This window comes from Kaistella carnis (assembly GCF_003860585.1).
Taxonomy (GTDB): Bacteria; Bacteroidota; Bacteroidia; order Flavobacteriales; family Weeksellaceae; genus Kaistella; species Kaistella carnis.
Genome location: NZ_CP034159.1, coordinates 2,121,539 through 2,148,114, shown reverse-complemented (window position 1 = coordinate 2,148,114; position 26,576 = coordinate 2,121,539). Strand labels below are relative to the sequence as shown.

The 26,576-nt window shown below is 37.8% G+C and carries 20 protein-coding genes; 15 read left to right on the top strand and 5 right to left on the bottom strand.

Features of this window, described 5'->3' with window-relative positions; all coding sequences use genetic code 11:
* Positions 1 to 3: 3 nt before the first annotated feature.
* From secA to EIB73_RS09980, 3 genes are all read right to left on the bottom strand, one after another.
* The gene (gene secA / locus EIB73_RS09990; protein ID WP_125025005.1) at positions 4 to 3,075 is read right to left on the bottom strand and encodes a preprotein translocase subunit SecA; all 3,072 of its coding nucleotides are present in this window, start codon (positions 3,073 to 3,075) and stop codon (positions 4 to 6) included.
* A 116-nt stretch (positions 3,076 to 3,191) separates the two neighbouring features.
* Complete coding sequence (locus tag EIB73_RS09985; protein WP_015807225.1) at positions 3,192 to 3,413, bottom strand: DUF2795 domain-containing protein; 222 nt, start codon at positions 3,411 to 3,413, stop codon at positions 3,192 to 3,194.
* A gap of 96 nt (positions 3,414 to 3,509) precedes the next feature.
* A complete protein-coding gene (locus EIB73_RS09980) occupies positions 3,510 to 4,538 on the bottom strand; it encodes a GDP-mannose 4,6-dehydratase (protein WP_125025003.1) in 1,029 nt (342 codons plus the stop codon).
* A 65-nt stretch (positions 4,539 to 4,603) separates the two neighbouring features.
* On the opposite strand from EIB73_RS09980, the gene EIB73_RS09975 reads away from it, so the two are divergent.
* Complete coding sequence (locus EIB73_RS09975) at positions 4,604 to 5,401, top strand: DUF2797 domain-containing protein (protein WP_125025001.1); 798 nt, start codon at positions 4,604 to 4,606, stop codon at positions 5,399 to 5,401.
* Positions 5,402 to 5,435: 34 nt separating this feature from the next.
* Positions 5,436 to 8,108, top strand: a complete 2,673-nt coding sequence (locus EIB73_RS09970) for a hypothetical protein (protein WP_125024999.1) — start codon at positions 5,436 to 5,438, stop codon at positions 8,106 to 8,108.
* A gap of 24 nt (positions 8,109 to 8,132) precedes the next feature.
* Here the strand turns inward: EIB73_RS09970 and EIB73_RS09965 are convergent, their stop codons facing one another.
* Positions 8,133 to 8,474 (bottom strand): hypothetical protein, encoded by a 342-nt coding sequence (locus EIB73_RS09965; protein ID WP_125024997.1) that lies wholly within the window; start codon positions 8,472 to 8,474, stop codon positions 8,133 to 8,135.
* Between the two features lie 470 nt (positions 8,475 to 8,944).
* On the opposite strand from EIB73_RS09965, the gene EIB73_RS09960 reads away from it, so the two are divergent.
* From EIB73_RS09960 to ilvA, 13 genes are all read left to right on the top strand, one after another.
* A complete protein-coding gene (locus EIB73_RS09960) occupies positions 8,945 to 10,174 on the top strand; it encodes a site-specific integrase (protein WP_125024995.1) in 1,230 nt (409 codons plus the stop codon).
* Between the two features lie 295 nt (positions 10,175 to 10,469).
* Positions 10,470 to 10,748 (top strand): helix-turn-helix domain-containing protein, encoded by a 279-nt coding sequence (locus tag EIB73_RS09955; RefSeq protein WP_125024994.1) that lies wholly within the window; start codon positions 10,470 to 10,472, stop codon positions 10,746 to 10,748.
* A gap of 105 nt (positions 10,749 to 10,853) precedes the next feature.
* Positions 10,854 to 12,032 (top strand): VapE domain-containing protein, encoded by a 1,179-nt coding sequence (locus EIB73_RS09950; protein WP_125024992.1) that lies wholly within the window; start codon positions 10,854 to 10,856, stop codon positions 12,030 to 12,032.
* A gap of 218 nt (positions 12,033 to 12,250) precedes the next feature.
* Complete coding sequence (locus EIB73_RS09945) at positions 12,251 to 13,117, top strand: toprim domain-containing protein (protein ID WP_125024990.1); 867 nt, start codon at positions 12,251 to 12,253, stop codon at positions 13,115 to 13,117.
* A gap of 247 nt (positions 13,118 to 13,364) precedes the next feature.
* The gene (locus EIB73_RS09940; RefSeq protein WP_125024988.1) at positions 13,365 to 13,820 is read left to right on the top strand and encodes a special sigma factor; all 456 of its coding nucleotides are present in this window, start codon (positions 13,365 to 13,367) and stop codon (positions 13,818 to 13,820) included.
* Positions 13,817 to 14,512, top strand: coding sequence for a relaxase/mobilization nuclease domain-containing protein (locus tag EIB73_RS09935; RefSeq protein ID WP_228411226.1), 696 nt, complete (start codon positions 13,817 to 13,819; stop codon positions 14,510 to 14,512). The genes EIB73_RS09940 and EIB73_RS09935 overlap by 4 nt, the downstream gene beginning before the upstream one ends.
* 314 nt (positions 14,513 to 14,826) lie before the next feature.
* Positions 14,827 to 16,428 (top strand): T9SS-dependent choice-of-anchor J family protein, encoded by a 1,602-nt coding sequence (locus EIB73_RS09930; RefSeq protein WP_125024986.1) that lies wholly within the window; start codon positions 14,827 to 14,829, stop codon positions 16,426 to 16,428.
* 245 nt (positions 16,429 to 16,673) lie between these two features.
* The gene (locus EIB73_RS09925; protein WP_125024984.1) at positions 16,674 to 17,564 is read left to right on the top strand and encodes a branched-chain amino acid transaminase; all 891 of its coding nucleotides are present in this window, start codon (positions 16,674 to 16,676) and stop codon (positions 17,562 to 17,564) included.
* Entirely contained in the window at positions 17,564 to 19,240 is a 1,677-nt protein-coding gene (gene ilvD / locus EIB73_RS09920) for a dihydroxy-acid dehydratase (protein WP_125024982.1), read from the top strand. The genes EIB73_RS09925 and ilvD overlap by 1 nt, the downstream gene beginning before the upstream one ends.
* Positions 19,241 to 19,259: 19 nt before the next feature.
* The gene (ilvB, locus tag EIB73_RS09915; RefSeq protein WP_125024980.1) at positions 19,260 to 20,954 is read left to right on the top strand and encodes a biosynthetic-type acetolactate synthase large subunit; all 1,695 of its coding nucleotides are present in this window, start codon (positions 19,260 to 19,262) and stop codon (positions 20,952 to 20,954) included.
* A gap of 5 nt (positions 20,955 to 20,959) precedes the next feature.
* A complete protein-coding gene (gene ilvN, locus EIB73_RS09910; protein ID WP_125024978.1) occupies positions 20,960 to 21,478 on the top strand; it encodes an acetolactate synthase small subunit in 519 nt (172 codons plus the stop codon).
* A gap of 169 nt (positions 21,479 to 21,647) precedes the next feature.
* Entirely contained in the window at positions 21,648 to 22,694 is a 1,047-nt protein-coding gene (gene ilvC / locus EIB73_RS09905; protein WP_125024976.1) for a ketol-acid reductoisomerase, read from the top strand.
* Positions 22,691 to 23,935 carry a threonine ammonia-lyase IlvA gene (gene ilvA, locus EIB73_RS09900; RefSeq protein ID WP_125024974.1) on the top strand — a complete coding sequence of 415 codons (1,245 nt, stop codon included), beginning with the start codon at positions 22,691 to 22,693 and terminating at the stop codon, positions 23,933 to 23,935. The genes ilvC and ilvA overlap by 4 nt, the downstream gene beginning before the upstream one ends.
* Before the next feature lie 86 nt (positions 23,936 to 24,021).
* On the opposite strand, the gene EIB73_RS09895 is transcribed toward ilvA, so the two are convergent.
* Positions 24,022 to 26,553 (bottom strand): TonB-dependent receptor domain-containing protein, encoded by a 2,532-nt coding sequence (locus EIB73_RS09895; RefSeq protein WP_125024972.1) that lies wholly within the window; start codon positions 26,551 to 26,553, stop codon positions 24,022 to 24,024.
* Between the last annotated feature and the right edge of the window lie 23 nt (positions 26,554 to 26,576).

The window sequence follows — 26,576 nt, the reverse complement described above, 5'->3', positions numbered from 1 at the left end:
GTTTTATGCAGGGATTTCTCCTTTATATAAGAACGAAACGATTTCTTTATTTATTTTCTCTACCATCTCTGTGAAGAGATAAAAAGATTCTTGTTTGTAGATCACCAGTGGATCTTTCTGTTCATAAACTGCACCTTGAGAAGAACGTCTTAAATCATCCATTTCCCTTAAGTGTAATTTCCAGTTTTCATCAATGATTGCGAGAGAAATATTCTTTTCAAAATCATTAATTAAAGATTCACATTTTGTTTCGTAAGCTTCTTTCAAATCTGTAACGATGGTCATTGTTTTAATTCCATCAGTAAAAGGAACTTGGATCATTTTGAACATTGAACCTTGGTTTTGGAAGACATTCTCGATAATTGGGAATGATTTCTCTTTCAACAGATTCAATTTCATCTGATAATCTTCAGTTGCTGCTTTAAAGAGAATATTCGTTAATTCAGGAACTTGTTTCGTTTTAAATTCATTTTCGGAAACCGGAGATTCCATGGTGAAATATTTAATGATTTCGTGTTCAAATTCTTTAAAATCACCTTCCATTTTACCTCTGGTAACGATGGATTGCGAAACATCAAATATCATATTAGAAATATCATATTTCAAGTGATCCCCAAACAAAGCGTTCTTTCTTCTCTTATAGATCACGTCTCGCTGTTTATTCATCACGTCATCATATTCCAGGAGTCTTTTTCTAATCCCGAAGTTATTTTCTTCCACTTTTTTCTGTGCTCTCTCGATTGATTTTGAGATCATACCATGCTGAATAACTTCCCCTTCTTTATGACCCATTCTGTCCATCATTTTAGCGATTCTCTCGGAACCGAAAAGACGCATCAGATTATCTTCTAACGATACATAGAACTGAGAACTTCCCGGATCTCCCTGCCTTCCGGCACGACCACGTAACTGTCTGTCAACACGTCTTGAATCGTGTCTCTCCGTACCAATAATTGCAAGACCGCCGTTTTTCTTAACATCACCCTGCAATTTAATATCTGTACCACGACCCGCCATGTTTGTTGCAATTGTCACAACTCCCGGTCCACCGGCCATTGCTACAATTTCTGCTTCACGGGCGTGTAGTTTTGCATTCAATACATTATGCTGAATTTTTCTCAGCTGTAAAGCTCTTGAAAGTAATTGAGAAATTTCAACAGAGGTTGTACCAACCAAAACAGGTCGTCCATCTGCTGTTAATCTTTCAATTTCTTCAATAACTGCATTATATTTTTCACGATTTGTTTTGTAAACCAAATCCTGTCTGTCATCTCTTTGAATTGGTCTGTTCGTAGGAATTACGACCACATCCAATTTATAAATTTCCCAAAGTTCGCCTGCTTCCGTTTCTGCCGTACCTGTCATCCCTGCCAGTTTGTTGTACATACGGAAATAGTTCTGAAGGGTCACCGTTGCAAAGGTTTGCGTAGCGGCTTCAATTTTCACGTTTTCCTTGGCTTCAATCGCTTGGTGAAGTCCGTCAGAATAACGTCTTCCTTCCATAATACGACCGGTTTGCTCATCCACGATTTTCACCTCGCCATCAATCACTACATATTCATCATCTTTTTCAAATAAGGTATATGCTTTAAGTAGCTGGTTCAGGGTGTGAACACGTTCAGATTTTACAGCAAAATCACTGAAAAGTCTTTCTTTGGCTTCAAATTCTTCCTCTTTGCTTAAATTTTTGGCTTCAACTTCAGCGATTTCAGTTCCGATATCCTGCAAAACGAAGAAATCTTTGTCTTCATTTCCGGCAGACATATATTCTACTCCTTTATCGGTAAGGTCGATTTGGTTATTTTTTTCGTCGATTACGAAATACAGATCTTTGTCAACAATCGGCATGTCGCGATTGTTGTCCTGCATATATTGTCCTTCAACTTTTTGTAAAAGTGCTTTGTGGCCACTTTCAGAAAGATATTTAATCAACTGACGGTTCTTCGGTAGACCTCTATATGCCTGTAATAGTTTGAAGCCGCCTTCTTTTGTATTTCCGTTAGCGATTAATTTTTTCGCTTCGTTAAAAATGGCACTTACTGTTTTTTTCTGAATTTCCACAATTCGGTCCACAGAAGGTTTCAACGTATCAAATTCCTGGCGGTCTCCTTGTGGAACGGGTCCGGAAATAATCAATGGTGTTCTTGCATCATCTACTAAAACTGAATCTACCTCATCTACGATCGCAAAGTTTAATTCTCCCTGAACTAATTCTGTAGGAGAAGTAACCATGTTATCTCTCAGGTAATCGAAACCAAATTCGTTATTTGTTCCGTAGGTAATGCTTGACTGGTATGCTTTTCTACGTGCATCGGAATTAGGTTGGTGATTATCAATACAGTCAATAGTCAAACCATGAAACTGATAAAGAGGGCCCATCCAAAGTGAATCTCTTTTTGCGAGGTAATCATTTACGGTAACAACGTGAACCCCTCTTCCAGGAAGAGCGTTCAGGTAAATTGGAAGTGTTCCCACTAAAGTTTTACCTTCTCCCGTTGCCATCTCAGCGATTTTTCCACTGTGCAAAACAACTCCACCGATAAACTGAACATCGTAATGAACCATGTCCCATTTAATCGCGGTTCCGGCAGCATCCCACTCGTTTTTCCAAACGGCAGTATCGCCTTCCAGCACAACAAAATCTCTGGTAGCGGCAAGTTCACGATCCATAGCGGTCGCTTTCACACGAATCTCTCCGTTCTGTGCTAATCTGCGGGAAGTTTCTTTAATAAGGGCGAAGGCTTCGGGTAGAATTTCATTCAGAACTTTTTCTTCAATTTGATAAGATTCTTTTTTCAAAGTTTCTACTTTGGTAAACAAAGCTTCTTTCTCATCAATATTCGTAGAATTCTTGATCTGTTCTTTGGTTTCCTCGATCTGCGCTGTAATTTCAGCAGTAGCAGTTTTCAGTTTCTCCTTGAATTCAGCGGTTTTATCACGCAAACCGTCATCGGTTAATTCCTGAATTTTCGGTTCAACTGCTTTAATTTTAGTTACAACTTTTTTTACTTCCTTGAGGTCAGTTACGTTTTTGTCGCCCAGAAAACCTTTAAGAACTTTATCTATAAAACCCATATTATGTACTTTCGGCCTTAATACTGCGAGTATTCAGCCATTTTAAAAATTTTAATTTTTAGAATTTTTCTAAAATATAAAAGTCGGTGGCCGAAAACGACGACCGACAGTGTTTTTTAATATTCATCTTCATTCCAGAGGAAGTCGTCATCCGTCGGATAATCGCTCCATACCTCTTCAATGGACTCGTAGATTTCTCCCTCATCTTCGATGGCCTGAAGGTTTTCTACTACTTCCATTGGTGCACCTGTTCTGATGGCATAATCAATAAGTTCCGCTTTTGTCATAGGCCAAGGTGCGTCACTTAAATAAGAAGCTAATTCTAATGTCCAATACATATCATTTATTTTTTTGCAAAAGTATAAAAATCGGCGACATAAAAAATGTTTTTATGTCTGATTTTCAACAAACTTTGTTAATTATATAATTTTTTTTCAAGAACCTTTTCTCAAAAACCATTCCACAAACTTTTTTATGCCATTTTGGAAATGCGTGGTCGGCTGATAACCTATTAATGTCTTCGCTTTTAGAATGTTCGCATTTGTTTTATGAACATCTCCGGCTTGCATTGGCAACCTGTTTTTATATGACTTTTTTTCCAGTTGATTTTCAATTGTTTCTACCATCTCATTTAAATGAATGACTTCACTTTCACCCAGATTAATGATTTCATAAACCTTTTCGTGGGTTTGTAAATAGGAGATTGATTTTTGAATTCCTTCAATGATATCATCAATATAAGTGTAATCTCGAGCGGTGTTACCATCGCCATAGAAAGGTATTTCCTTATTTCCGGAGATCAGTTCTGTGAATTTATGAATGGCAAGATCCGGTCGTTGGCGTGGTCCATAAACAGTGAAGAATCGCAAATGTATCATATCAATATGATAAAGATGGTGATACACATGACCCAGAATTTCGCCACATCTTTTTGTTGCTGCATACGGTGAAATAGGTTGTTCTACGGCATCGTCTTCTGAAAAAGGAATTTTTTTATTATTCCCATATACACTTGAACTGGAGGCTGCAATGAATTTGGTGATCTTAAAATCTTTCGCAAGTTCCCATAAATTCATTGTTCCTTTAATATTCACCTCCTCATAATCCAAAGGTCGCTCGATTGAAGGTCGAACCCCAGCTAACGCCGCAAGGTGAATGACTAAATCAATTTTATGTTTGGAGAAAATTTTCTCTAAACCATCTTTATCTCGAATATCCTGATAATAAAGTTGATGATTTTTTGTCGAAGTTTCGAAAATAAGTTTTTGAATATCAAGCTCTTTATCGTGAAATGAAAACTCCAGCGTTTTGCCGACGGATTCTAAGGTATTTTTGATTTTAATTTTATAATCATAAAAATCATCAAAATTGTCAATGTTAATGACAGAATGTCCATTTTTCAGTAAATGTTCCACCAGATGTGACCCAATAAAACCGCTGCCGCCGGTGACAAGATAATTCATTTCTTTTGTTTCAGAAGACAAATTTAATTAAATTCAAATGATTATTTTTACGCAAATTATTATAAATGAAATTCGCCGGACAAATCCTGAAAATGACGACCCAAAACGACAAACCGATTCAGTATTTCCTTAATTTATCAAATGATTTAATTAATGTGAATCAAGTGATTGGGAAACGTATGAAGTTAAAACATGTCGGTTATGAATGTGTAAGCTGTGGCAGCGATGAAAAAATTTATCGAATGGGATTTTGTAAAAAATGTTTCTTCGAAAGTCCATATGCAAGTGAAACCATTATCCGTCCGGAATTATCTACCGCTCATTTAGGCATTGGCGAACGTGATCTGGAAGTTGAGCAATCCATCCAATTAAAGCCACATATCGTATATCTTGCTTATACTGGTGATGTGAAAGTTGGTGTAACACGGGAATCGCAAATTCCCACGCGGTGGATCGATCAGGGAGCAACATTTGCGCTTTGCATCGCCAGAACCGAAAACCGGTATGAAGCCGGAATGATTGAAGTCGCTATGAAAGAACACCTTGCAGATAAAACCCACTGGCGAAAAATGCTGGAAGATGATTATGAAGACGATCTGGATTTAGCAGACTTTCGGGAAAAGATCAAGCATTATTTCCCCCATGATTTCAAAAACTTTTACTCGGGAGAAGAAGAAATCGTAAAGTTGGATTTTCCTTATGAAGCACCGGAAAAAATTACTTCCTTTACTTTAGATAAAAAGCCGGAGTTTGAAGGGATTTTGCGAGGAATTAAAGGACAGTATCTCTCTTTTGAAGGTGGCGAATTTATAAATGTGAGAGGACATGAAGGTTATGTGGTTGAGCTTGAGATAACAGCATAGTAGAAATTAGTTTATTGATTGATGAGAATTTACAATGAAAAATAAAAAAATCAGAATTTTTTCAATTGTCTTTGGGATTTTGCTCGCGCTTTTTCTCATCTTCAATTTTGGTCTCAACTTTTGGTTGAAGAAAAATTTGCCGAATTATATCAAGAATAATTCCGAGTACATCGTGAACTATAAAACGATGGACGTAGATTTGGGCACCGGAAATATTTTATCTACCGGAATTTCTATTAATACTCAAAATCCACAGAATCAAGAAATCATTGGATTGCAGGGAACAATTGATACCCTGTCGATTTCCAGGCTGGGAATTTATGATTTGATTTTTAATAAGAATATTTCTACTTCGAAAGTTACGTTGGCAAGTCCGAATCTTAATGTTATTTTATCAAACAAGAAAGATAAAAAATCAGGAAAAAAAGACAATCCCCTAGAATTTGATAAAATAAAGATCACGAACGGAAATATTCAGGTTTTTCGCCCTACCAAACAGAAAATTTTGTCCGTGAAAGATTTAAATCTGGATGTTGATGATCTTAATATTACAGGAAAATCTGCGGAAGGCGAGTTGCCTTTCTCTTTTGAAAAGTATGAAGTGAATGCTAAAAACTTTTTCTTGCGACCCGACAATGTTTATGCTTTTACTGCAAATTATATTACGACCAAAGAGGGTCAGATGAGTATCAAGGATTTCGCCATGATTCCTTTATTATCCTATCAAAATTTCACAAAGTTCTTTCCCAAAAAGAGAAATCTATTTGATGTAAAAGCCTCTGAAATGAGTTTTAAAGATATTGTCTTTAAAGGAAAGCAATTGTCTCTCAGCGATGTTCGTTTTGAAAATCCTAATATCAAAATGTACACGACGAATGTAAAACCACAAGAGAAGAAGAAAAGTTTTACCTACGAAGTTAATCTGGAAAATGTTCTTTTGAATAATGCGACCGTGGATATCAGAAAACCTACGGGATCTCCTTTATTTGGTGCAGAAAATCTGACCATGCAGATCAACCGTATGATGATGAATGACGAAACTGCAAAAGGGAATATTCCTTTTAATTATGAGGATTTTAACATTAAAGGAAAAAACATCACCTATTTTTCTCCCACACAAAATATTGCAGTTGAGAATTTGGTAATTCGTCCAAAAGCCGCAGATTTACGGACAATCGTAGTAAAACCAACCAGCATACAATCAGATAAAACAAGTCTGGATCTTACGGCGGATCAACTTAATCTTCGAGTTAATAATTGGGAGTTTGTCAATAATAAATTAAAGATTGATGTGCAGAATGTGCTGGTTAATCAACTTAATGGTTCCATCAGAACTGCAAAAAATGCAAAGAAAAAGAAGCCAACATTTGAAGGAATCCACTTTCCTTTAATCATAAAAAATGTAGAGCTTAAAAATTCAAATCTTACGGTGGATAGTCAAGATCAACCATTGGTTTTCAAAGATTTGAATGCAAATATTGAAAATGTGGTTTTGAACGAAACCACCATTAAAGATAAACTTCCTTTTAAAACAGGCAATTACAGTTTAACCACGCGTAACTTTAATTATAAAACAAAATTCTATAATTTGTCTGCTTCTCTTTTAAAATTAAATAGAAATGTAGTTCAGGTCTCTGATTTTGTGGTAAAGCCTACAGTTTCCAGAGCGCAGTTTATTAGAATGATTCCTACCGAGAAAGATTTGTATGATGTAAAGGTGAGTCAGATTGAAGCAAAAGGAAAATGGGATTTGGTTTCGGACAATAAATTTCTTGATATTACGAATGTGACTTTAAATAAACTGGATGCGAATATTTTCCGCAGTAAAATTCCGAAGGATGATCTCAGCGAAAAACCGATGTATTCTGAGTTATTACGGTCAATAAAGTTTCCCATGTTTGTGAATAATCTCGACATTAAAAACTCTTTGTTGGTTTATGAAGAAGACACCAAAAAAAGTGATGGGCCTGGAAAATTGACCTTCAGTAATTTTAATTTAAATGTAAAAAATCTGAACTCGGGAAAGATGAAAGGCAAACCTACTCAGGTTCCGATCACGATCAGTTGTCAGTTTATGAATGCTTCTCCTATGAAGGTCAACTGGAGTTTTGACACTGCCAACATTAATGACGCATTTGCAATTTCCGGAAACATAAGTGATCTGCCCGCTTCCAGGATCAATCCATTTATTGAGCCTTATCTGAAAGTTCGTGCTACCGGTTTGATCTCAGATTTGATTTTTGACTTTAAAGGAACGAAGCGCGGTATTTATGGCAACATGAAAATGGTGAACAAAGATTTGAAAATTTCTGTGTTGAAGCAAACGGGTGAGAAGGATAAGATACTTTCAGCAATAGTAAATGTTTTTGTTCGGACAGATTCTGGGAAATATCCGGAATCTGTAGAAGTAGAGGAGGTAGAACGCGACAACACGAAATCGTTCTTCAATTTATTCTGGCGTGGAATTGAACAGGGATTGAAAAAAACCTTGATCGGTAAAAATGCGCCGAAAACAGAAGAGTCTATAAAAAAGACCGTACATAATACGAAAACTGCATTAGAACAGAACAAGAAAGAACTTCAGGAAACTAAAGCAGAAGTAAAAAATAAAGTTCAGGAAATCAAAGGAAAAGTACAGGAAAAAAAAGAGGAAGTAAAAAAGAAAGGCCTTATCAATAACTTATTTAAGAAAAAATCCGCCCAGTAATTAATACGGGACGGATTTTATATTTTAATCGAAATCGTACTCAGCCTCTTCCTTTACGGGTACTTCTCTTAGGAAATTATCAAATTCTTCTCCGGTGTGATTGCTGTCACTGCCATAAGAATCCAATATGGTAGAAAGTTCACCGTCTCGATCTTTCAATAAGTATAAAACTGCGTTATCGCCTGCACTACTGTCGCCTTCAAATCGGTAGGATTTTACGACACATAAATCTTCCGGTTGATAGATCTTCTCATCTTTGCCCAAAACCATTTGTTTTTGGTCGTTCATGCAGATTTCTTTCGTAATGCCACGTTTAGCTAAAACATTTAGAACTTCAGATAGGGTCTTTAAATTGTGATTTGCCATGATTTTAAATTTGACTTTAACCAATCAAAAAAAGGACCATCAGAAAATAAACTCTTGTAATTAAAGGGAAGTTGCTCTAAAATTTTCATTAAAAAGAAGAAAATAATAAGTACTGATTAATTGAAAGAAATGTAAAGAGGATTATTTAAAGAGTAATGATCCGTACTAAAAGAAGAAGCTGGGTATTGAATTAAAAAAGATACCACTTCCTCTTAATTTAGGTAGATCACACATTGCACAAAAAATAGAAAAGCCTTGCTAATCAAACGATTAACAAGGCTTTAAAGTACCTCGGACGGAGGTATTATAAAAATTTTATATTTTTTTACGGTTTTTAATTGCTTTGTATTCAATACCTTTGTTATAGAAAGGGAATTAGTTTTGTTTCAATCCTAGTTTTTAACTTGTTTAAATTTGAAATTAGTCCCCCTTTTGTTCCCCCTTTTATTCATTTTAAGTATTTTAATATCATGATAAAGTATAATTTTCAGTTAAGAAAGGACAAAGTAACTCAAGATGGTTTAATGCCTATCAGATTATTATTTAGAATAGATAGTGCTATTATAAAAAGAAATACCGGATTGAATTGTAAACTTGAGGACTGGCAAAATAACCGAGTTAAAGCAAATTCTAAAAAGGATGAATATTACGGCTATGATGAAATCAATGAAAAGTTACAGAAAATAGAATCTAAGATTCAGGATATTTCTTTGTTTTTTAGAGCTAACAAAATTGAATTAACAAAAGATTCTTTTATTGAAAAATATGATTTCAAAGGAGAGATAGTCATTACTCCAGAATTAGATTTCTTCAAGTGTTTCGATGAGTATATTGATAAAGGTAAATCTATTAAAACCTATAACACGATTAAAGGTCAGACTACTGTCAGAAATTATTTGGAAAAATTTGCTGATGAAAAAGGATTTACAACATCTTTTAATATTATTGATGAAGATTTTTTTGATTTGCTACGAGACTACTCCTACCAAACGAAAGAAATCAAACAGAACTATTTCTGCAAAATAATTAAGGTGCTAAAATCTTTCTTAAACTGGGCAACAGAAAAAGGATATAATACAAAAAGAGATTTTGAGAAGTTTAAAGCTGCAGATCACGATATCGATATTATTTACCTGACGTACGAAGAATTAATGAAACTCTACAACAAAGATTTGAAAAGCGACAAACTTTCTCACGTACGTGATTTTTACTGTATGGGTTGCTTTACTGGATTGCGGTTTTCAGATTTGTCAAAACTTCACTTGGCAAATATTTCAGACGATCATATTGTAATTTCCATTCAGAAAACAAAAACTCAAAATCACGCGATCAAACTAAATAAATATGCAAAAGAGATTTTAAAAAAATACAAAGGAACGATCTATGAACCATTACCCGTGATTTCTTCTCAAAAATTTAATGATTACATCAAAGATTGCTGCGAATTAGCAGAAATCAACCAGTCATTCACAATCCATTGGTTTGTGGGAAATCAGAAAAAATCTCTTACCCAACCGAAACATAGATTTATTACAAGTCACACTGCAAGAAAAACGTTCATTACAAATTCACTACTTTTAGGAATGGAGCCCAAAGCAATTAAGAAAATTGCAAATATTAAAAAAGATGCTGTTCTGGATAAATATATGAAAGTTACCGAAGCATTCACGGATGAACAGATGGATAAAGCTTGGGGATAATTTTATAAATCTTAACTAATTTTTAATGAAAGTATTGAATTCTTAATTATTCACTTTGCCGATCGGTGTTAAACTTTGTTAAAACTGAAGATTATTAGTTAAATTCAGTTAAAAATTAAACTATAATGTAAAGTCTAATTTGGGTTAAATTAGATTAATCTGGATTCAAAAAAAATAAATCTGGGCTAATCTGGGTTAATCTGGGTTAATCTGGACGTTAATTAACTATTTGATTATCAGATATTAAAACAATATTATTGCATTTGAATTTAAACTAATTTAAAAAAGCAATAATATGTCAGTACAACTTTATTCACATTCCAAAAGTGATCTCGAAAAAGCCGTAGAAATAATTCTTTCCAAAGCGAAGGAATTTAGACTACCAATTGACTCTTCTGAAGAAAAACCAGAAGATCTTATTTCTCAAAACGAAGCGGCAAAATTCCTCCACATCTCTATGCCCACAATCATCGACTGGAGAAAGCATAAAGATTTACCTCATTATAATTTTAATGGTCGGTTCTTTTATTCTAAAAAAGAACTTCTTCAATACGGAAAAGATAATCGAAAATAATAAAGCCTAACTATAGCAGTAGTCAGGCTTTATTATTGTTTCACTTGGAAGTAAAGAGCAAATATAGCAATTATTTGTTTCTGCTTCCCAAATACCTAATCTTTTATGGAGGAAGATAAAATGCTGTATCAAACTGATACAGTAGGCAAAACTATATTTGATCGAACGCTGAAATATCTAAATGCTAAGTATTCTTTGAGATTTAATACCATATCTCTGGAGTTTGAAATCAAACGGACTTCAGATAAAAAGTGGTCAGATCTTAACTTGAACTCGTTGTTTATAGAACTTGCTCAATCTGGAATTGATATTCCAGTCAATAAATTAGAAATCCTGGTAAGAAGCCATCTGATTAACCAATACAATCCCATTTCGGAATATTTTGAAAATCTGGAAGATTGGGACGGAGACGATCACATTAAAAACCTTTGTAGTTACGTAAAAACCAATGATGATAATGCTTTTCTGTATCATATGGAGAAGTGGTTTACCAGAGCCGTTTTGTGTGCTTTAGAAAAAGAAAAAATAAACAAGCACTGTCTGGTTCTCGCGAATACCATTCAAAATAGCGGGAAATCGACCTATTTGAGATTTTTTATTCCTAGAAAATTAATGAACTATCTCTCGGAAGATATCGGATTGGATAAAGACAGCAGAATTAAATTGTGTAAAAATTTGATTATCAATTTAGATGAACTCTCGATTTTAGCCAAAGCAGACATCAATTCATTGAAAGCATTTATCTCAAAAACACACATTAACGAAAGGCTTCCCTATGCACGAAAAGCGGAGTATTTGGAGCGGATTTGCAGTTTCGTGGGTTCTACTAACAAAACAGACTTTCTAACCGATGAATCGGGGAGTGTGCGCTGGATCATTTTTGAAGTGACCGAGAAAATCAACTTTAATTATTCATTGCAGATCAACATTGATAAAGTTTGGTCGCAAGCATACTTTAATGCTTATAAGAGAAAGGGTTTTAATCCGGAACTGACTTTGGCAGACATCTCTGAAAATGAAAAACGGAATGAAAGATTTACGCAGATGACTTTAGAACAAGAAATGATCAACAAGTTTTATGAACCATCGGATAATCTAGAAGAGTTTATGACTGCGACCGAAGTGATGATGGATTTGAAAACGCAAGAAATTCGATTAAACCATTTAAAAATCGGAAGAGCGTTATCATCCTTCAAATTTCCCAGAGTAAAACATCCTCAAAGACAAATCTATGGTTATTTAATTAGGTTGAAACCACAGATTAATTATAAAAATACAAAATAAACTACCTACTTACCTAAAGGTTTTAAATGATTCTATATCAGATTGTTATATAGGTAAATAGAATTAAATAGAGTTACCTAAAGTTACCTATTTAAAGAAATTGGGTAAGTAGGTAAATCAAGGTAAGCATGAAAAATACCTTTAATGAATTGACTAACAGCAAGTTGGTAAGTAGGTAGGTAGTTTAGCAAAAAACATAGAAGAAATATACAACTATTATGAATTGTTCAGAAGCAAAGAATATATCAATTAGGGCAGTATTGGAAAGTTTTTCTTTTTTTCCAAGCAAAGAAAATTCCCGAACCGCATTTTATTTTGCACTTGACCGCGAAGAGAAAACGCCAAGTTTATCAGTTGATTTTATTAAAAATACCGCATTTGATTTCGGCACCGGAAAAAGTTATGATAGCATCTCAATTGTTCAAGCGATGAAAAGATGCTCAATAAGCGATGCGTTAAAATATTTGGAACAATTTAATTTTTCCTTTCAAGAGCAAAATCTAAAATTAGAAAATATTCCAAAAGGTTACGAAATAATTGACGTCAAGGAAATTCAGCATCCTGCTTTATTAGATTATTTAAAAAGCCGGAATGTTGAAGATCAAAAAAAGTGGGTTGAAGAAATTCATTATCGGATGAACGATAAAAATTATTTCGGAATCGGTTTTAAAAATGACTCTGGTGGATATGAAATTAGGAATGCTTATTCAAAAATATGTCTGGGCAAAAAAGATATTACATCGATAAAAAACGATTCTAAAGATGTAAGAGTTTTCGAAGGCTTTTTTGACTTTCTCTCCTTTAAAAAAGTAGAAAATTATCTGGAAAAAGAAACTTCTGATTATATCATTTTGAATTCGGTTTCGATGATTCATAAAATTAAAAATTTATTGGGAAATTATAAAAACATTGAACTCTATTTTGACAATGACGACGCCGGAACACGAGCCGTTGAAATAATCAAAAATGATTTGAAAAACGCAGAAGATTGTCGGCTTTTGTATTCCGGTTTTAAAGACTTAAATGATTGGTTGATCCAGAATAATCCTACAGAAGAAAGGCAGGTGAAATATAGAAGAAGGTGAGTAAAATAATAACAGATTAAAATGATTTCAAAAATTATAAAATGTTTTAACCTGTATCTTTTTTACTCAGGTAGAATAAATACACCTGCGTAAAATAAATTAGGGAAAAATAGGGTAGGATGCTAGTGCAAAAAGTACCCATTGTTTACAAAAAGCGCGTAACGCTTTTTTGTAAAAATGAGATTTTTTGATTTCCTCCTATCGTCAGAAATACAATTGTAATAAAATTTAATAAAAAATAAAAAAGATGAAAACAGACAATTTAAAAATATTTATAGATAAAATGGCTCAAGAAAACGAGCGAAAAATCAATGCTGAAAAAAGAAAAAAACACTTCCAAGAAATTGGTCGAAAAGGAGGTTTGAAAATGAAAATTGAACCGCAATTATCTAAGGTAATTTCTTTTCGATTGTCGGTTTTGGAGTATGAAGAAAGTCTGGAAAAAGCACGAAAATTTAACTTGAAATTATCCACTTATTCAAGAATGATTCACTTGGGAAAAGAACTGAAAATCAATGAATTTAGAATTGATGAAATCTTGCTTAAATATTTAAATAATTCTAAAAAGATAACCAATCTTATGCGTCATCGAGAATGGAATATGTTTGAAAATAAGAAAGAAATTTTGGCAAAAATTGAAACCACAAATGATTTGATGTATCAATATTTATATTCAAAAATGAACGAAAGAAACAAACAATGAACAACTCTGCAACAACGAGAATAATTTCTAAAATCGCTTTGGAATACAATGGAAACGACAAAGGAATGGCGGAACTTGCGGCAATTAATTTTCTTTTGGGCAGCAAACCAGAAGATCAATTTTTAGAAATGAAAATTGTTGCAGACCGAAATTCCAAAGTAAAAAAATGGGCATTAACTGGCTATATTTCTCCACCAGAACAAATTGGCAAATCGCTTACTGATGCTGAATTAACAGACATCGCGATTGAAGCATTAAGGAAGATAGGCGTTACGGATCTAAATCAATTTCGCTTGGATATCCACAATAGTACGAAGCAAAAACATATTCATTTTGTGGTTAACAGAATTAATATCCACGGAAAATGTACAGTAAAATCACGCAAATTAGGAGAGAGGTTTGGTGAAGCAGTCCGACAAATTTGCCAGGAACGAAATCTTAAAACCGATGTTGAAATTGGAATTGAGAAAAAAGCAGAAATGTTGAAAAACCTCACAGAATTTTTGCGAACATCCAATAATTTCGAAGATTTGATATCAAAAATGAAAGCAAAAGGTTTTGATGTGCAACTTTCTTCCAATGTCAAAGATGGTATTTCTGGAATGCGAATTATTCTAGAAAACGACATTATCTATCAAACAGAAAATCAATATAACCAAGCTACAAACTTTCTGAGATTTCAAAATCGCTAAAAATCGCTGAAATCAAAAGTATTCTTGAAAAAAAGTAATAAAAAAATTTATGCTTTCACTTATTTGTTTATATTTGCAACGCAATCAAACAAAAAAAATGGGTCAGTTCATTATTATTCCTTCAATTATTATTTTCAACGTAATTATTACGATGGAAGAAGGAATGCTATAGAATACTTAAAAATATTGAAAAAGCCTTCCGAGAAATCAGAAGGCTTTTTTTATGCAAAGTTGCGGCGATGCGAAAAAACAGATTACAACCTTAGAACTATATTTTAACCTTTTATTAATTATAATTTTTTAAACAATTCGAAATGAACAAAAAACAATTCTTTAAAGCATTATTCTTTGCTTTACCAATCTTTGGAACCGCTCAGGTTTTCCAGGAAGACTTTGATGGAAACGGCCCTGGCTTCAGCGCTTGGACCGTACTTGATGTAGATGGTTTAACTCCTGCATCACCTGTGAGCGAAATTATCGGCTGGGTCTCAGTTGATCGGGGTGGCCCAACTCCCAATTACGGTGGGCCAGATAATAACCATGCAGCAGCCAGCACTTCCTATTACAACCCATCAGGGGTTGCCAATGACTGGCTTATTTCTCCACAAATTACCGTGTCCGGAACTTCCCCATTTCTACTCTGGGATGCCAAAGCTGCAGATCCCAATTTTTCCGACGGCTACAAGGTCATGCTATCTCCAAACGGCGGAAACACCGTTTCAGATTTCACAGTCGAATTATTTTCAACTCCTACGGAAAATGCGACGTGGAAAAGCAGATTTGCTAATCTCTCCTCGTATGTTGGACAAACGGTTAGAGTGGCATTCGTAAACAACAGTAGTGATAAGTTTGTGCTGCTTGTTGACAATATTAAAGTAGATGAATATACGCCAGTGGCTTTGCCTAACTGTGCAACTTTAAATTTGCCTACAAACGGTGCAACCAACGTCGATTTCCTTACCGGTGTCGACTTCAGTTGGACGCCACCTGCAGATCTGAACGTGGATGAATACGATTTTTATATCGATACAAATCCGAACCCAACCACTTATATTGGAACCACACCAGATACATCGGTCAGAGTAAATGGATTAACAGATGGCGGAACAACTTACTACTGGAAAGTAGTGCCTAAAAATTCCAGCGGAAGTGCTTCGGGATGTACCGTCTTCTCCTTTACAACATCCGAAACACCCGTAGCACCGTATTGTGGTCCACTTGATTTCACATTCAACGTAGAACCTATTACAACTGTAAGTTTCGGAGGAATGACCAATGTTTCAGATGCTGCTTTGAACAATTCACCTGCACACGAACTTTTCCTGGATAAGGTTGCAAATGTAACAGCGGGTTCCAATGAAACCATTACATTAAAAGGTAATACGAACGGTCCATGGGAGAGTTCATTTGCAGTTTTCATTGACTGGAATCAGAACGGTAATTTCGATGATGAAGGCGAGACTTATGAGGTCGTTCAACCCCTTACCGGTTCAACTGGTGTAGATGAGAAAGAAGTTTCGCAGGTTCTGCCAGTGCCGGCAGATGCAAAAGCAGGAACTACCAGAATGCGTGTGAAAAAGAATTTCGGTCCTGTCAATTTACTTAATCCTTGTGTTGGAGGAAGTTTCGGACAGGCAGAAGAATACACCGTCAACGTAGGAACGCTTGGGACCGCAGAAAGTGTAAAAGACAATTTCGCGTATTACCCAAACCCGGTTCAGGATGTATTGAATGTTGACGCTGCTGTTAAAGTAAAAACAGTTACCGTTTATGATGTTTCCGGCAAACTGATGATCACTAAAAAGTTAGACAGTGCCAAAAACAAAGTGAATTTATCTCTACTTAAGCCTGGCGTTTACGTAGTAAAAGCAGATCTCGAAAGCGGAACGAAAACTTTCAAAATAATTAAGAAATAATCTCTTTCACAGATTAGCGTGAGCATGGTTGATTTCACCGCAACAATTCTCACTCTTTTATGACGAGTATTTTATTAACAAAATTACACCATGACCAGATCAATAATTATTATCAGCATTATTATTATTATTATTATTTGCCCTCCCGGGTGAGTCAGGCTGGTGTTTTCCAATTGTAAGCCTTTCTCATTCGGTTGAGAGAGGCTTTTTTTATGCCTTTGATTAAAAATTTAAACCAAAATATTATGTATTACGACCACAAAACCCTTCTCTATCTGGACGGAAAATTTGTTAAAGCCAGCGATGCTTCAACTGATTTGTACAGCCAAACTTTGCACTATGGTTATGGCGTTTTTGAAGGAATCCGCGCCTACAAAACTGAAAACGGGACTTCTATTTTTAAAGCGAAAGAACATTACGAAAGGTTAAAAAACTCCGCAGAACTCATCAATATTCCCTTTAATTATAATGTTGATGAATTAGTTCAGGTGACCTACGACCTTTTAGAGAAAAACAACCTGTCTGACGCATACGTTCGTCCGTTGGTTTTCTGTGATCCGAATATGAGTTTGACGCAACCCAATAACGTATCATTAATGATCTGCGCTTGGGAATGGGGTGCTTATTTAGGCGATCAACAATTGCGTTTATCGGTTGCCTCTTACTGCCGACCTCACCCACGTTCTGTAAAAATTGAGGCAAAAGTTTGCGGCCATTATGTGAATTCTATTCTGGCAACAACTGAAGCGAAAAGGAATGGATTTGATGAAGCCCTGGTTTTAGACAGTGACGGATATCTCGCCGAAGGTCCGGGAGCGAATTTCTTTTTCGAAAAAGACGGCGTCTTGTATACGCCGCAGTTGGGAAATATTCTTCCCGGAATTACACGCGCCACCGTACTGGAATTAGGGGAAAAGTTAGGACTTGAAATAAAACAGGGACTTTTTAGACCTGAAGAATTAAAAACTGCCGACAGTGCTTTCTATTGCGGTACCGCCGCCGAAGTCATCGGAATTGAATCCGTAGATGAAACAAAATTTCCTCTAAAATGGAGCAATTCCCTCGGAAAAAAATTACAGGACGAATATTCAAAACTCGTCAGAACCTCAGAATTAAAATTAAGCACCGTAAACTAATGACCACTTTAAACAAATACAGCAAAACCATCACCCAGGACGAAACGCAACCTGCCGCTCAAGCCATGCTCTACGGAATCGGCTTGACGGAAGACGATCTAAAAAAAGCCCAGGTCGGCATTGTGAGTACCGGTTACGAAGGAAACACCTGCAATATGCACCTCAACGATCTGGCAAGATCTGTAAAATTCGGAGTGACCGCCGAGAATTTGGTAGGACTCATCTTCAATACCATTGGCGTAAGTGACGGAATTTCCAACGGAACTGATGGAATGCGTTTCTCTCTGGTTTCCCGCGATGTGATTGCCGATTCTATCGAAACCGTCGTAGGTGCACAATGGTACGACGCTGTTTTAGCCGTGGTAGGTTGCGATAAGAATATGCCGGGATCAATTATGGCGATGGGTAGATTAAACCGTCCGGCGATTATGATCTACGGTGGAAGTATTCACTCCGGAAAATGGAAAGGACAATCTTTAAATATCGTCTCTGCTTTTGAAGCGTTAGGCAAAAAATTCAACAATACCATTTCACCCGAGGATTTTAAAGGCGTCATCAAAAATGCCTGTCCCGGCGCTGGAGCGTGTGGTGGAATGTACACGGCAAACACGATGGCTTCTGCCATTGAAGCGTTGGGAATGAGTTTGCCTTTCAGTTCTTCTAATCCTGCTTTAAGTCCGGAAAAAAAACAGGAATGTCTGGATGCCGGAAAAGCGATTAAGGTTCTACTCGAAAAAGACATCAAGCCAAAAGACATCATGACCAAAGCAGCCTTTGTAAATGCGATGACGATGGTCGTGGTTTTGGGGGGTTCCACCAACGCTGTAATGCATCTGATTGCGATGGCGCATGCGGTAGATATTGAATTAACTCTCGAAGATTTTCAGAGAATTAGCGATAAAGTTCCCGTTTTAGCGGATCTAAAACCGAGCGGAAAATATTTAATGGAAGATCTGCACGCAGTTGGCGGCGTTCCGGCAGTTATGAAATATCTTTTGGAAAAAGGACTTTTATACGGCGACTGTCTCACCGTTACGGGGAAAACCGTTTCTGAAAACCTCGCTGAGGTTCCAACTTTAACTCCGGAACAGGATGTATTTCTTCCTTTAGAATCTCCTTTAAAGCAAACAGGACACATACAGATTCTTTACGGAAACCTTGCCTCAGAAGGCAGCGTAGCGAAAATTAGCGGTAACGAAGGGGAATATTTTGAAGGTCCAGCCACAGTATATGACGATGAGTATGCAGTAATCGACGGCGTAAAAAACGGCGAAGTAAAAGCGGGAGATGTGGTGGTCATCCGGTATTGTGGCCCAAAAGGCGGTCCGGGAATGCCGGAAATGCTTAAACCAACTTCCGCCATTATGGGCGCCGGTCTTGGAAAAGACGTTGCCCTCATCACCGACGGAAGATTTTCCGGAGGCACACACGGTTTTGTCGTCGGACATATCACCCCGGAAGCCTACGAAGGAGGAACCATTGCGCTCGTAGAAAACGGCGATACCATTACCATCGACACCAAAAACAATACAATCCAACTGAAAGTAAGCGACGAGGAGCTGACCCAAAGAAAATCTGAATGGAAACAGCCTCCACTCAAAGCGACCAAGGGCGTTTTATATAAATACGCGAAATGTGTTTCAAGCGCTTCGAAAGGTTGCGTCACCGATCTATAACTCTAATAAAAAGTAAATAATGAACTCTACAAAAACAACAGGCGCCCACGCGGTGATGAAATCCTTAGTGGCCGAAAAAGTCAATACCATCTTCGGTTATCCGGGTGGTGCCATCATGCCGATCTATGATGCTTTGTACGATTACGAAGACATGGTCACCCACATTCTGGTCCGTCATGAACAAGGTGCGATCCACGCTGCTCAGGGTTACGCCAGAACTTCCGGAAAGACAGGCGTGGTCTTCGCTACTTCCGGTCCCGGAGCAACCAATTTAATTACCGGTTTGGCGGATGCGATGATCGATTCTACTCCTTTGGTGTGCATCACAGGGCAGGTCGCTTCTCATCTTTTGGGAACCGACGCTTTTCAGGAAACCGATGTCATGGGAATCTCCATGCCGATCACGAAATGGAATTGCCAGGTAACCAAAGCAGAAGAAATTCCGGCAGCCATTGCAAAAGCATTTTATATTGCCGGTTCAGGCCGCCCAGGTCCGGTTCTGATCGATATTACGAAAGATGCTCAGTTTGGTGAAACTGTTTTTAAGTATGAAAAATGTGCTTCGATCCGAAGTTACCGCCCGAAACCGAAACTGGATCATACCAAGGTTCAAGAAGCAGCAGATTTAATCAATCAGGCCAAAAAACCCTATTTACTGATCGGTCAGGGAATTATGTTATCCAATGCAGAGAAAGAATTGCTGGAGTTTGTAGAAAAATCCGGGATTCCAACCGCTTCAACGCTCTTGGGTTTAGGCGCTTTTCCGAATCACCATCCACTGTATGCAGGATATTTAGGTATGCACGGCGATTATGCGCCCAACATTAAAACCAATGAATGCGATGTATTGATCGCGGTCGGAATGCGTTTCGACGACCGCGTTACGGGTGATGTTTCGAGATATGCAAAACAGGCAAAAGTCATTCACATCGATATCGATGCGGCGGAATTGAATAAGATCATAAAGGCCGATGTTCCCGTTCATGCCGATGCCAAAGAAGCCTTGAAATTATTGACTGAATTGGTTCAGGAAAGAAAACACGACGCCTGGATGCAGGAATTTATGGAGGCTAAAAAAGTGGAAGTCCAAACCCTTCAGGAAAGTGCGTCGGAACTGCATTCCGAGGAATTAAAGATGGATGAAGTCGTGCGAATGCTTTCAGACCTGACGAAGGGTGAAGCAGTGGTCGTAACAGACGTGGGCCAACATCAGATGATGGCAGCACGCTATTATCAATACAACAAAACCAAAAGCAATGTGACGTCCGGTGGTTTAGGAACCATGGGCTTTGCACTTCCGGCGGCAATCGGAGCAAAATTTGGTGCGCCGGAAAAACCTGTGGTTGCCATTATCGGCGACGGCGGTTTTCAGATGACCTTACAGGAATTGGGAACAATCCTTCAAAGTAAAGTCGATGTGAAGATCATCATTCTAAACAACCGATTTCTGGGCATGGTAAGACAGTGGCAACAAATGTTTTTCAAGAAACGCTACTCTTTCACCAATATGATCAGCCCGGATTTTATTGCCCTGGCAAAATCCTACAGCATTGAGGGAGAGAAAGTAGAAGCCCGAACCGATTTAAAAAAGGCTCTTCAAACGATGCTGAATCATCAAGGCGCTTATTTATTGGAAGTCATGGTTGCAAAAGAGGAAAATGTTTTCCCAATGGTCGCAACGGGTGCTTCAGTGTCAGAAATACGTTTAAAATAATTACAATGGAAAAAACATATACCGTATCGGTCTTTACCGAAAACAGCATCGGCATGATGAACCGAATCACCATCATCTTCACGCGCCGACATTTGAATATCGACAGCATCACCGCTTCAGAATCAGAAGTTAAAGGCGTTTTCCGCTACACGATTGTTTTAAGAACAACCAAAGAGCAGGTTGAAAAAGTCATCGGGCAACTGGAAAAAGTCATCGATGTTTTGAAAGCCTTTGTTCACGAGGATGCGCAGATTGTCCACCAGGAAATCGCATTGTACAAAATTAAAACCGACGCCTTAACCAATGGCGATGTGGAAAAAGTCATCCGCCAACATCATGCGAGAATTCTGACGGTAGATCGGGAATTCATCGTCATCGAAAAAACCGGGCATGTGGAAGAAACGCAGTTGCTTTTCGAAAAGCTACAGCCGTTCGGAGTACTGGAATTTGCCCGTTCGGGAAGAGTCGCGGTGACGAAACCCATGAAAAACCTCAGCATTTATTTAGACGAACTGGCAAAATAAATTAAAAACATCAACTACAATCAGGGCGGGGTCTGCGTTAGGAATGGAAGCGGCATACTTTTGTGGAGCCTGCGGAACAAAAGATACAGCGTACAGCCCTACCCGACCGTTTTCGGGAGGGGAACGCCCAAAAAAAATTCATTAATAACAAAAAAATAAACAGAAAAAAATGGCAACAATCAATTTCGGAGGAGTAATGGAAAACGTAGTAACGCGCGAAGAATATCCTGTAAATAAAGCACAGGAGGTTTTAAAAAATGAAACCGTCGCCGTCATCGGATATGGTGTTCAAGGTCCGGGACAGGCCCTGAATTTAAGAGACAATGGCGTAAAAGTAATTGTCGGACAAAGAAAGGGAACCAGCAGTTGGAAAAAAGCCTTAGCTGACGGCTGGGAAGAAGGAAAAACCCTTTTTGAGGTGGAAAAAGCCTGCGACAAAGCTACCATCGTTATGAATTTACTTTCAGATGCCGGTCAAATCCAAGCTTGGGAAGGCATAAAAAAACATTTAACCAAAGGAAAAGCACTCTATTTTTCCCACGGATTTGGTGTGACTTTTCATGAAAAAACAGGAATTGTTCCGCCCTCAGATGTCGATGTCGTGTTGGTGGCTCCAAAAGGTTCCGGAACTTCACTTCGAAGTTTATTCCTGAATGGACAGGGGCTGAATTCCAGTTATGCTGTCTTTCAGGATGCGACCGGAAAAGCACATGAACGCGCTTTGGCTTTAGGAATCGCCATCGGTTCGGGGTACCTGTTTGAAACCACTTTTCAGAAAGAAGTGTACAGCGATCTCACCGGAGAACGGGGTGTTTTAATGGGCGCGATCGCAGGAATTTTTGAGGCACAGTTCAATGTTCTCCGTCAGCGCGGTCATTCGCCCAGTGAAGCTTTTAACGAAACCGTAGAAGAGCTCACCCAAAGTTTAATGCCGCTCGTTGCACAAAACGGAATGGATTGGATGTTTGCAAATTGCTCTACCACTGCTCAACGCGGTGCTCTGGATTGGAAAGGAAGATTCCGCGAGGCTACAGAACCTGTTTTGAATGAATTATACGACAGTGTAATTTCAGGCAGAGAGGCTGAAATCGTGATTGAAGCCAACAGTAAAGAGGATTACCGTTTGAAACTGGAAGAAGAATTAAGCCTCATGCACAACAGTGAACTGTGGCAAACTGGCTTGGAAGTCAGAAAATTAAGACCCACTGCATCATGAATTTATTAAAAAAAGTATATGAAGCGCGCAACCGCATTAAAGGGGTTGCTGTTCATACGCCACTAATGAAAAATGATAACCTGAGCGAAGAATTTTCTGCTCAGGTTTATCTGAAAAGAGAAGATTTACAACCCGTTCGCTCCTACAAATTACGGGGTGCATATAATAAAATCGTCTCCCTTTCAGAGGAAGAAAAAGCAAAGGGCGTCGTATGTGCGAGTGCCGGAAATCACGCACAAGGGGTGGCGTATGCGTGCAGAAAACTCAATATTAAAGCCACGATCTTTATGCCTGTGACTACGCCACCCCAAAAAACAAAACAGGTAAAACTTTTTGGAAAAGATAAGGTGGAGGTGGTTATGAAAGGCGACACTTTTGATGACTCTTTTCAGGAAGCCCGCCGTTTCTGTGCTGAAATTGGCGCCTTGTTTATCCATCCCTTTGATGATGAAAAAGTGATTGCAGGACAGGGAACCATCGGTCTGGAAATTTTGGAAGACCATCCTGAACCTATCGATTATCTGTTGGTTCCGATTGGTGGCGGCGGTTTGGCAGCCGGATTAATTACCGTTTTTAAAGAATTGAGTCCGCACACGAAAATCATTGGCGTTGAACCCGCAGGCGCAGCTTCAATGAAAACCTCCATTGAAAATAGAATCAATACTACTTTAGACCAACTGGATAGATTTGTAGATGGTGCTGCAGTGGGAAGAGTTGGACAACAAACTTTTGAAATCTGTAAAGATCGTTTAAACGATATTATTTTGGTTCCGGAAGGCAAGGTCTGCACCACCATTTTGCGCTTATACAATGAAGAAGCCATCGTTGTAGAACCTGCGGGAGCTTTGACCATTTCTGCTCTGGATCTTTATAAGGAAAAACTCAAAGGAAAAAATGTGGTGTGCATCGTGAGCGGCGGCAATAATGACATTTCCAGAACGGAAGAAATCAAGGAAAGATCCTTATTATATGAAGGTTTGAAACATTATTATCTCGTTCAATTTCCGCAAAGACCAGGCGCTTTGAAGGAATTCGTGAATGATATTTTGGGTGAAGATGATGATATTACTTACTTCCAATTTTCGAAAAAGAATAACAGAGAGAGCGGACCAGCGGTTGTAGGTCTGGAATTGAGAAACCAAAATGATTTTAAAAAAATTGAAGAACGATTAAGACAACGAAAATTTGAGTATCAATATTTGAATGAGAACGGGAATTTGTTTACGAGTTTAATTTCTTAGAAAAAATCGAAACTTATTTTTCTATAAAAGAGAAAATCCTGAAGCTCAACTTCAGGATTTTTCAATGAAAAAAATAATGATAGAAATTACATCGGACCCTCCTCATCACCTCTAAAGTTGCTGTTCACATCTTTTTTCCGTTTTGGCTGATCCACTTTATCCCCCTGTTTAAAGCGATAAGTAAGCGATAAAGTAAATTGTTGTGGGGCAAACTGCATGAAGGAGTATTGCGTATAATCCGGGCCATTATAAGTAAATTCTCTGGCTCGGGAATTCAAAACATCCTGAATGTTGAAGGTTAAAGTTCCGTCGCCTTTTAAAACAGTTCGTGAGGCGCCCGCATTCAAAACATACATTGCGTTTCTGTTATTGACAACGGTATTTTCAGCACCACGATAAGATCCCTGCAGTTGGATGGAACTGTTTTTATCAGGCTTGAAAGTGGTTGTCAGTCTTATTCGGCTGGAAAATCCTTCACCATCGAAGTCGGTTTCAAAATATTGGCCTTTGTTTCTGTATCCATATAAATCTACACTTCCCATGATACGCAACCATTTAAAAGCGTCATAACTTCCGTTCAAATCCAGACCATAATTTTCATTGGATCCTGCATTTACAGGCGTGGTCAAAACTACTGTTCCGCCCGTTGAATTGGTACTTCTTCTTTGATAAAAATTGATTTGATCTTCTGATTTTTTAAAGTAAAGTGTTGGATTTAAAGTGAGTTTGCTTTTGGATAAACTGTATCCGAATTCAATAGAGTTTTCATAGGTTGGATTTAAATCCGGATTTCCTTCAAATAAGCTCCGCGTATTATAGGAATTGAAAGGTACCAAAAAGAAAGAACGCGGGCGCTGAATCCGCCTGGAATAATTCAGGAGAAACTGGCTGCCTTTAGTTACTTCATAACTTAAAAAAGCACTTGGAAAAAAGCCGGTATATTCCTTTTGCTTCTGCACCTGCTTGCCCTCTCTTGCCGAGCGAAAATCAATATCGATGTTGGTATTTTCAACGCGCAGGCCGAGCTGGTAACCTAAATTTCCTAATTTACTTTTGAACTGACCATAAGCTGCACCGATTTTTTCGGAGTATAAAGTCTTGCTCGTAAAATCTGCAAGAGGCAAAAATGCACTGTTATTTCTGCTTTCATTCACGGCATAATCATAGTCGTTCTTGGTGTAATCAAACCTCAAACCTGCTTCAAATTTTGAAAGTTCACCAAGTGGCAATTCATAATCGGCCTTTCCTAAATAGGTCGTACTTTCTGACGTGCTGAAGACGTCGTTTTGCAGGCGTGAATTTAATCCGGTTGTGGTAAAACTCTGCTCATCTGCTTTGGAATCATTGTCGCTTTTACTGTTCTGAAAACTTCCGGCTAAAGTCAGCAACTGGCCTTTGTCACCGATTTTCTGGTCAAAACCCAAATCTGCCTGAAAAGAATTACTCTTCCGAAAGCCATCACTTAACCGATTAGTTGTCTGGTCATAAAGTGAAGATCCCGCAGCTGTTTTCGACACAAACGTTTCAAAATAATTTCCGGTATCATTAGAATCAAATTTGAAATTACGGAACATCACCGAGGCATTCAAGGCCGATTTCTCCGTTAGATCAACCACAAATCCGGTATTCACATTATAAGAATTACTTTCCCCTTTGCCGTCATTGTCCTGTTTGGAGTAGAAGGTGGAACGGTCTTTCATATTTTCGGGCAGCAGAAGTGATTGATATTCCTGGTTATTGACAAACTTACTGCGGCTGTAACTGCCGCCACCATTGATGAAATAAGACCAGGCGCCTCGTTTCCAACTTAAATTGGTATTTAAACTGGTTTGCGGCAAATAACCAACGGTGCCGGTCACGCTTCCATTAAAACCCAGTTTCTTGGATTTTTTCAGGATAATATTTAAAATTCCGGCCGTTCCGGAGGCTTCAAATTTGGAGGATGGATTGGTGATGACTTCAATTCGCTCGATCTGGTCTGCAGGAATACTTTTCAGCGCATCGGCGCCTTCATCAATACCCAACATGGCAGAAGGTTTTCCGTTGATCAGAAATTTAATATTCGTATTTCCGCGCATGGAAACGGTTCCGTCGGTATCCACGGAAATCGAAGGCACATTGCTCAATACATCCTGAAGATTTCCACCTTTGCTGATCAAATCAGTTGCAGGATCATATATTTTTTTATCCAGCTCTACACGATAAGGTTTTGTATTTTGAGCCGTAATGGTTACTCCTTCGATATTCTGGGTTTTACCAAGGCTGGTATTTTCGGATACAATACTGAAATTTTTTACCGAAGGACTGCCGGTAACAATCAACTTTTCGGTGTATTTTTTAAAGTCAATGGCTTCGATGGAAACGGTATAACTTCCGGGCATCAGACTTACGGTATATTTTCCGCTCTCCCCTGTCAAAACCGCATCGCTAGCTGTCTTATTCGTAGTATTGATGAAATTGACAGAAGCGTAAGGGATTTTTACATTTTGCGGTCCGGTCACTTCTCCCGAGATTTGCGTTTTCTGTTGTGCAAAGGCAAAACTGGCGGCACTTAATACGAGGGTGAGCCCAAGTGTTTTCCTTTTGATAATTGAACTGATTTCAAATTTTGAAGTCATTGTTATAATTTTTATTTTATTTT

Excerpts from the sequence above, each read along its gene's own strand:
- secA (WP_125025005.1), bottom strand. The coding sequence starts at position 3,075 with ATGGGTTTTATAGATAAAGTTCTTAAAGGTTTTCTGGGCGACAAAAAC.
- EIB73_RS09985 (WP_015807225.1), bottom strand. The coding sequence starts at position 3,413 with ATGTATTGGACATTAGAATTAGCTTCTTATTTAAGTGACGCACCTTGG.
- EIB73_RS09980 (WP_125025003.1), bottom strand. The coding sequence starts at position 4,538 with ATGAATTATCTTGTCACCGGCGGCAGCGGTTTTATTGGGTCACATCTG.
- EIB73_RS09975 (WP_125025001.1), top strand. The coding sequence starts at position 4,604 with ATGAAATTCGCCGGACAAATCCTGAAAATGACGACCCAAAACGACAAA.
- EIB73_RS09970 (WP_125024999.1), top strand. The coding sequence starts at position 5,436 with ATGAAAAATAAAAAAATCAGAATTTTTTCAATTGTCTTTGGGATTTTG.
- EIB73_RS09965 (WP_125024997.1), bottom strand. The coding sequence starts at position 8,474 with ATGGCAAATCACAATTTAAAGACCCTATCTGAAGTTCTAAATGTTTTA.
- EIB73_RS09960 (WP_125024995.1), top strand. The coding sequence starts at position 8,945 with ATGATAAAGTATAATTTTCAGTTAAGAAAGGACAAAGTAACTCAAGAT.
- EIB73_RS09955 (WP_125024994.1), top strand. The coding sequence starts at position 10,470 with ATGTCAGTACAACTTTATTCACATTCCAAAAGTGATCTCGAAAAAGCC.
- EIB73_RS09950 (WP_125024992.1), top strand. The coding sequence starts at position 10,854 with ATGGAGGAAGATAAAATGCTGTATCAAACTGATACAGTAGGCAAAACT.
- EIB73_RS09945 (WP_125024990.1), top strand. The coding sequence starts at position 12,251 with ATGAATTGTTCAGAAGCAAAGAATATATCAATTAGGGCAGTATTGGAA.
- EIB73_RS09940 (WP_125024988.1), top strand. The coding sequence starts at position 13,365 with ATGAAAACAGACAATTTAAAAATATTTATAGATAAAATGGCTCAAGAA.
- EIB73_RS09935 (WP_228411226.1), top strand. The coding sequence starts at position 13,817 with ATGAACAACTCTGCAACAACGAGAATAATTTCTAAAATCGCTTTGGAA.
- EIB73_RS09930 (WP_125024986.1), top strand. The coding sequence starts at position 14,827 with ATGAACAAAAAACAATTCTTTAAAGCATTATTCTTTGCTTTACCAATC.
- EIB73_RS09925 (WP_125024984.1), top strand. The coding sequence starts at position 16,674 with ATGTATTACGACCACAAAACCCTTCTCTATCTGGACGGAAAATTTGTT.
- ilvD (WP_125024982.1), top strand. The coding sequence starts at position 17,564 with ATGACCACTTTAAACAAATACAGCAAAACCATCACCCAGGACGAAACG.
- ilvB (WP_125024980.1), top strand. The coding sequence starts at position 19,260 with ATGAACTCTACAAAAACAACAGGCGCCCACGCGGTGATGAAATCCTTA.
- ilvN (WP_125024978.1), top strand. The coding sequence starts at position 20,960 with ATGGAAAAAACATATACCGTATCGGTCTTTACCGAAAACAGCATCGGC.
- ilvC (WP_125024976.1), top strand. The coding sequence starts at position 21,648 with ATGGCAACAATCAATTTCGGAGGAGTAATGGAAAACGTAGTAACGCGC.
- ilvA (WP_125024974.1), top strand. The coding sequence starts at position 22,691 with ATGAATTTATTAAAAAAAGTATATGAAGCGCGCAACCGCATTAAAGGG.
- EIB73_RS09895 (WP_125024972.1), bottom strand. The coding sequence starts at position 26,553 with ATGACTTCAAAATTTGAAATCAGTTCAATTATCAAAAGGAAAACACTT.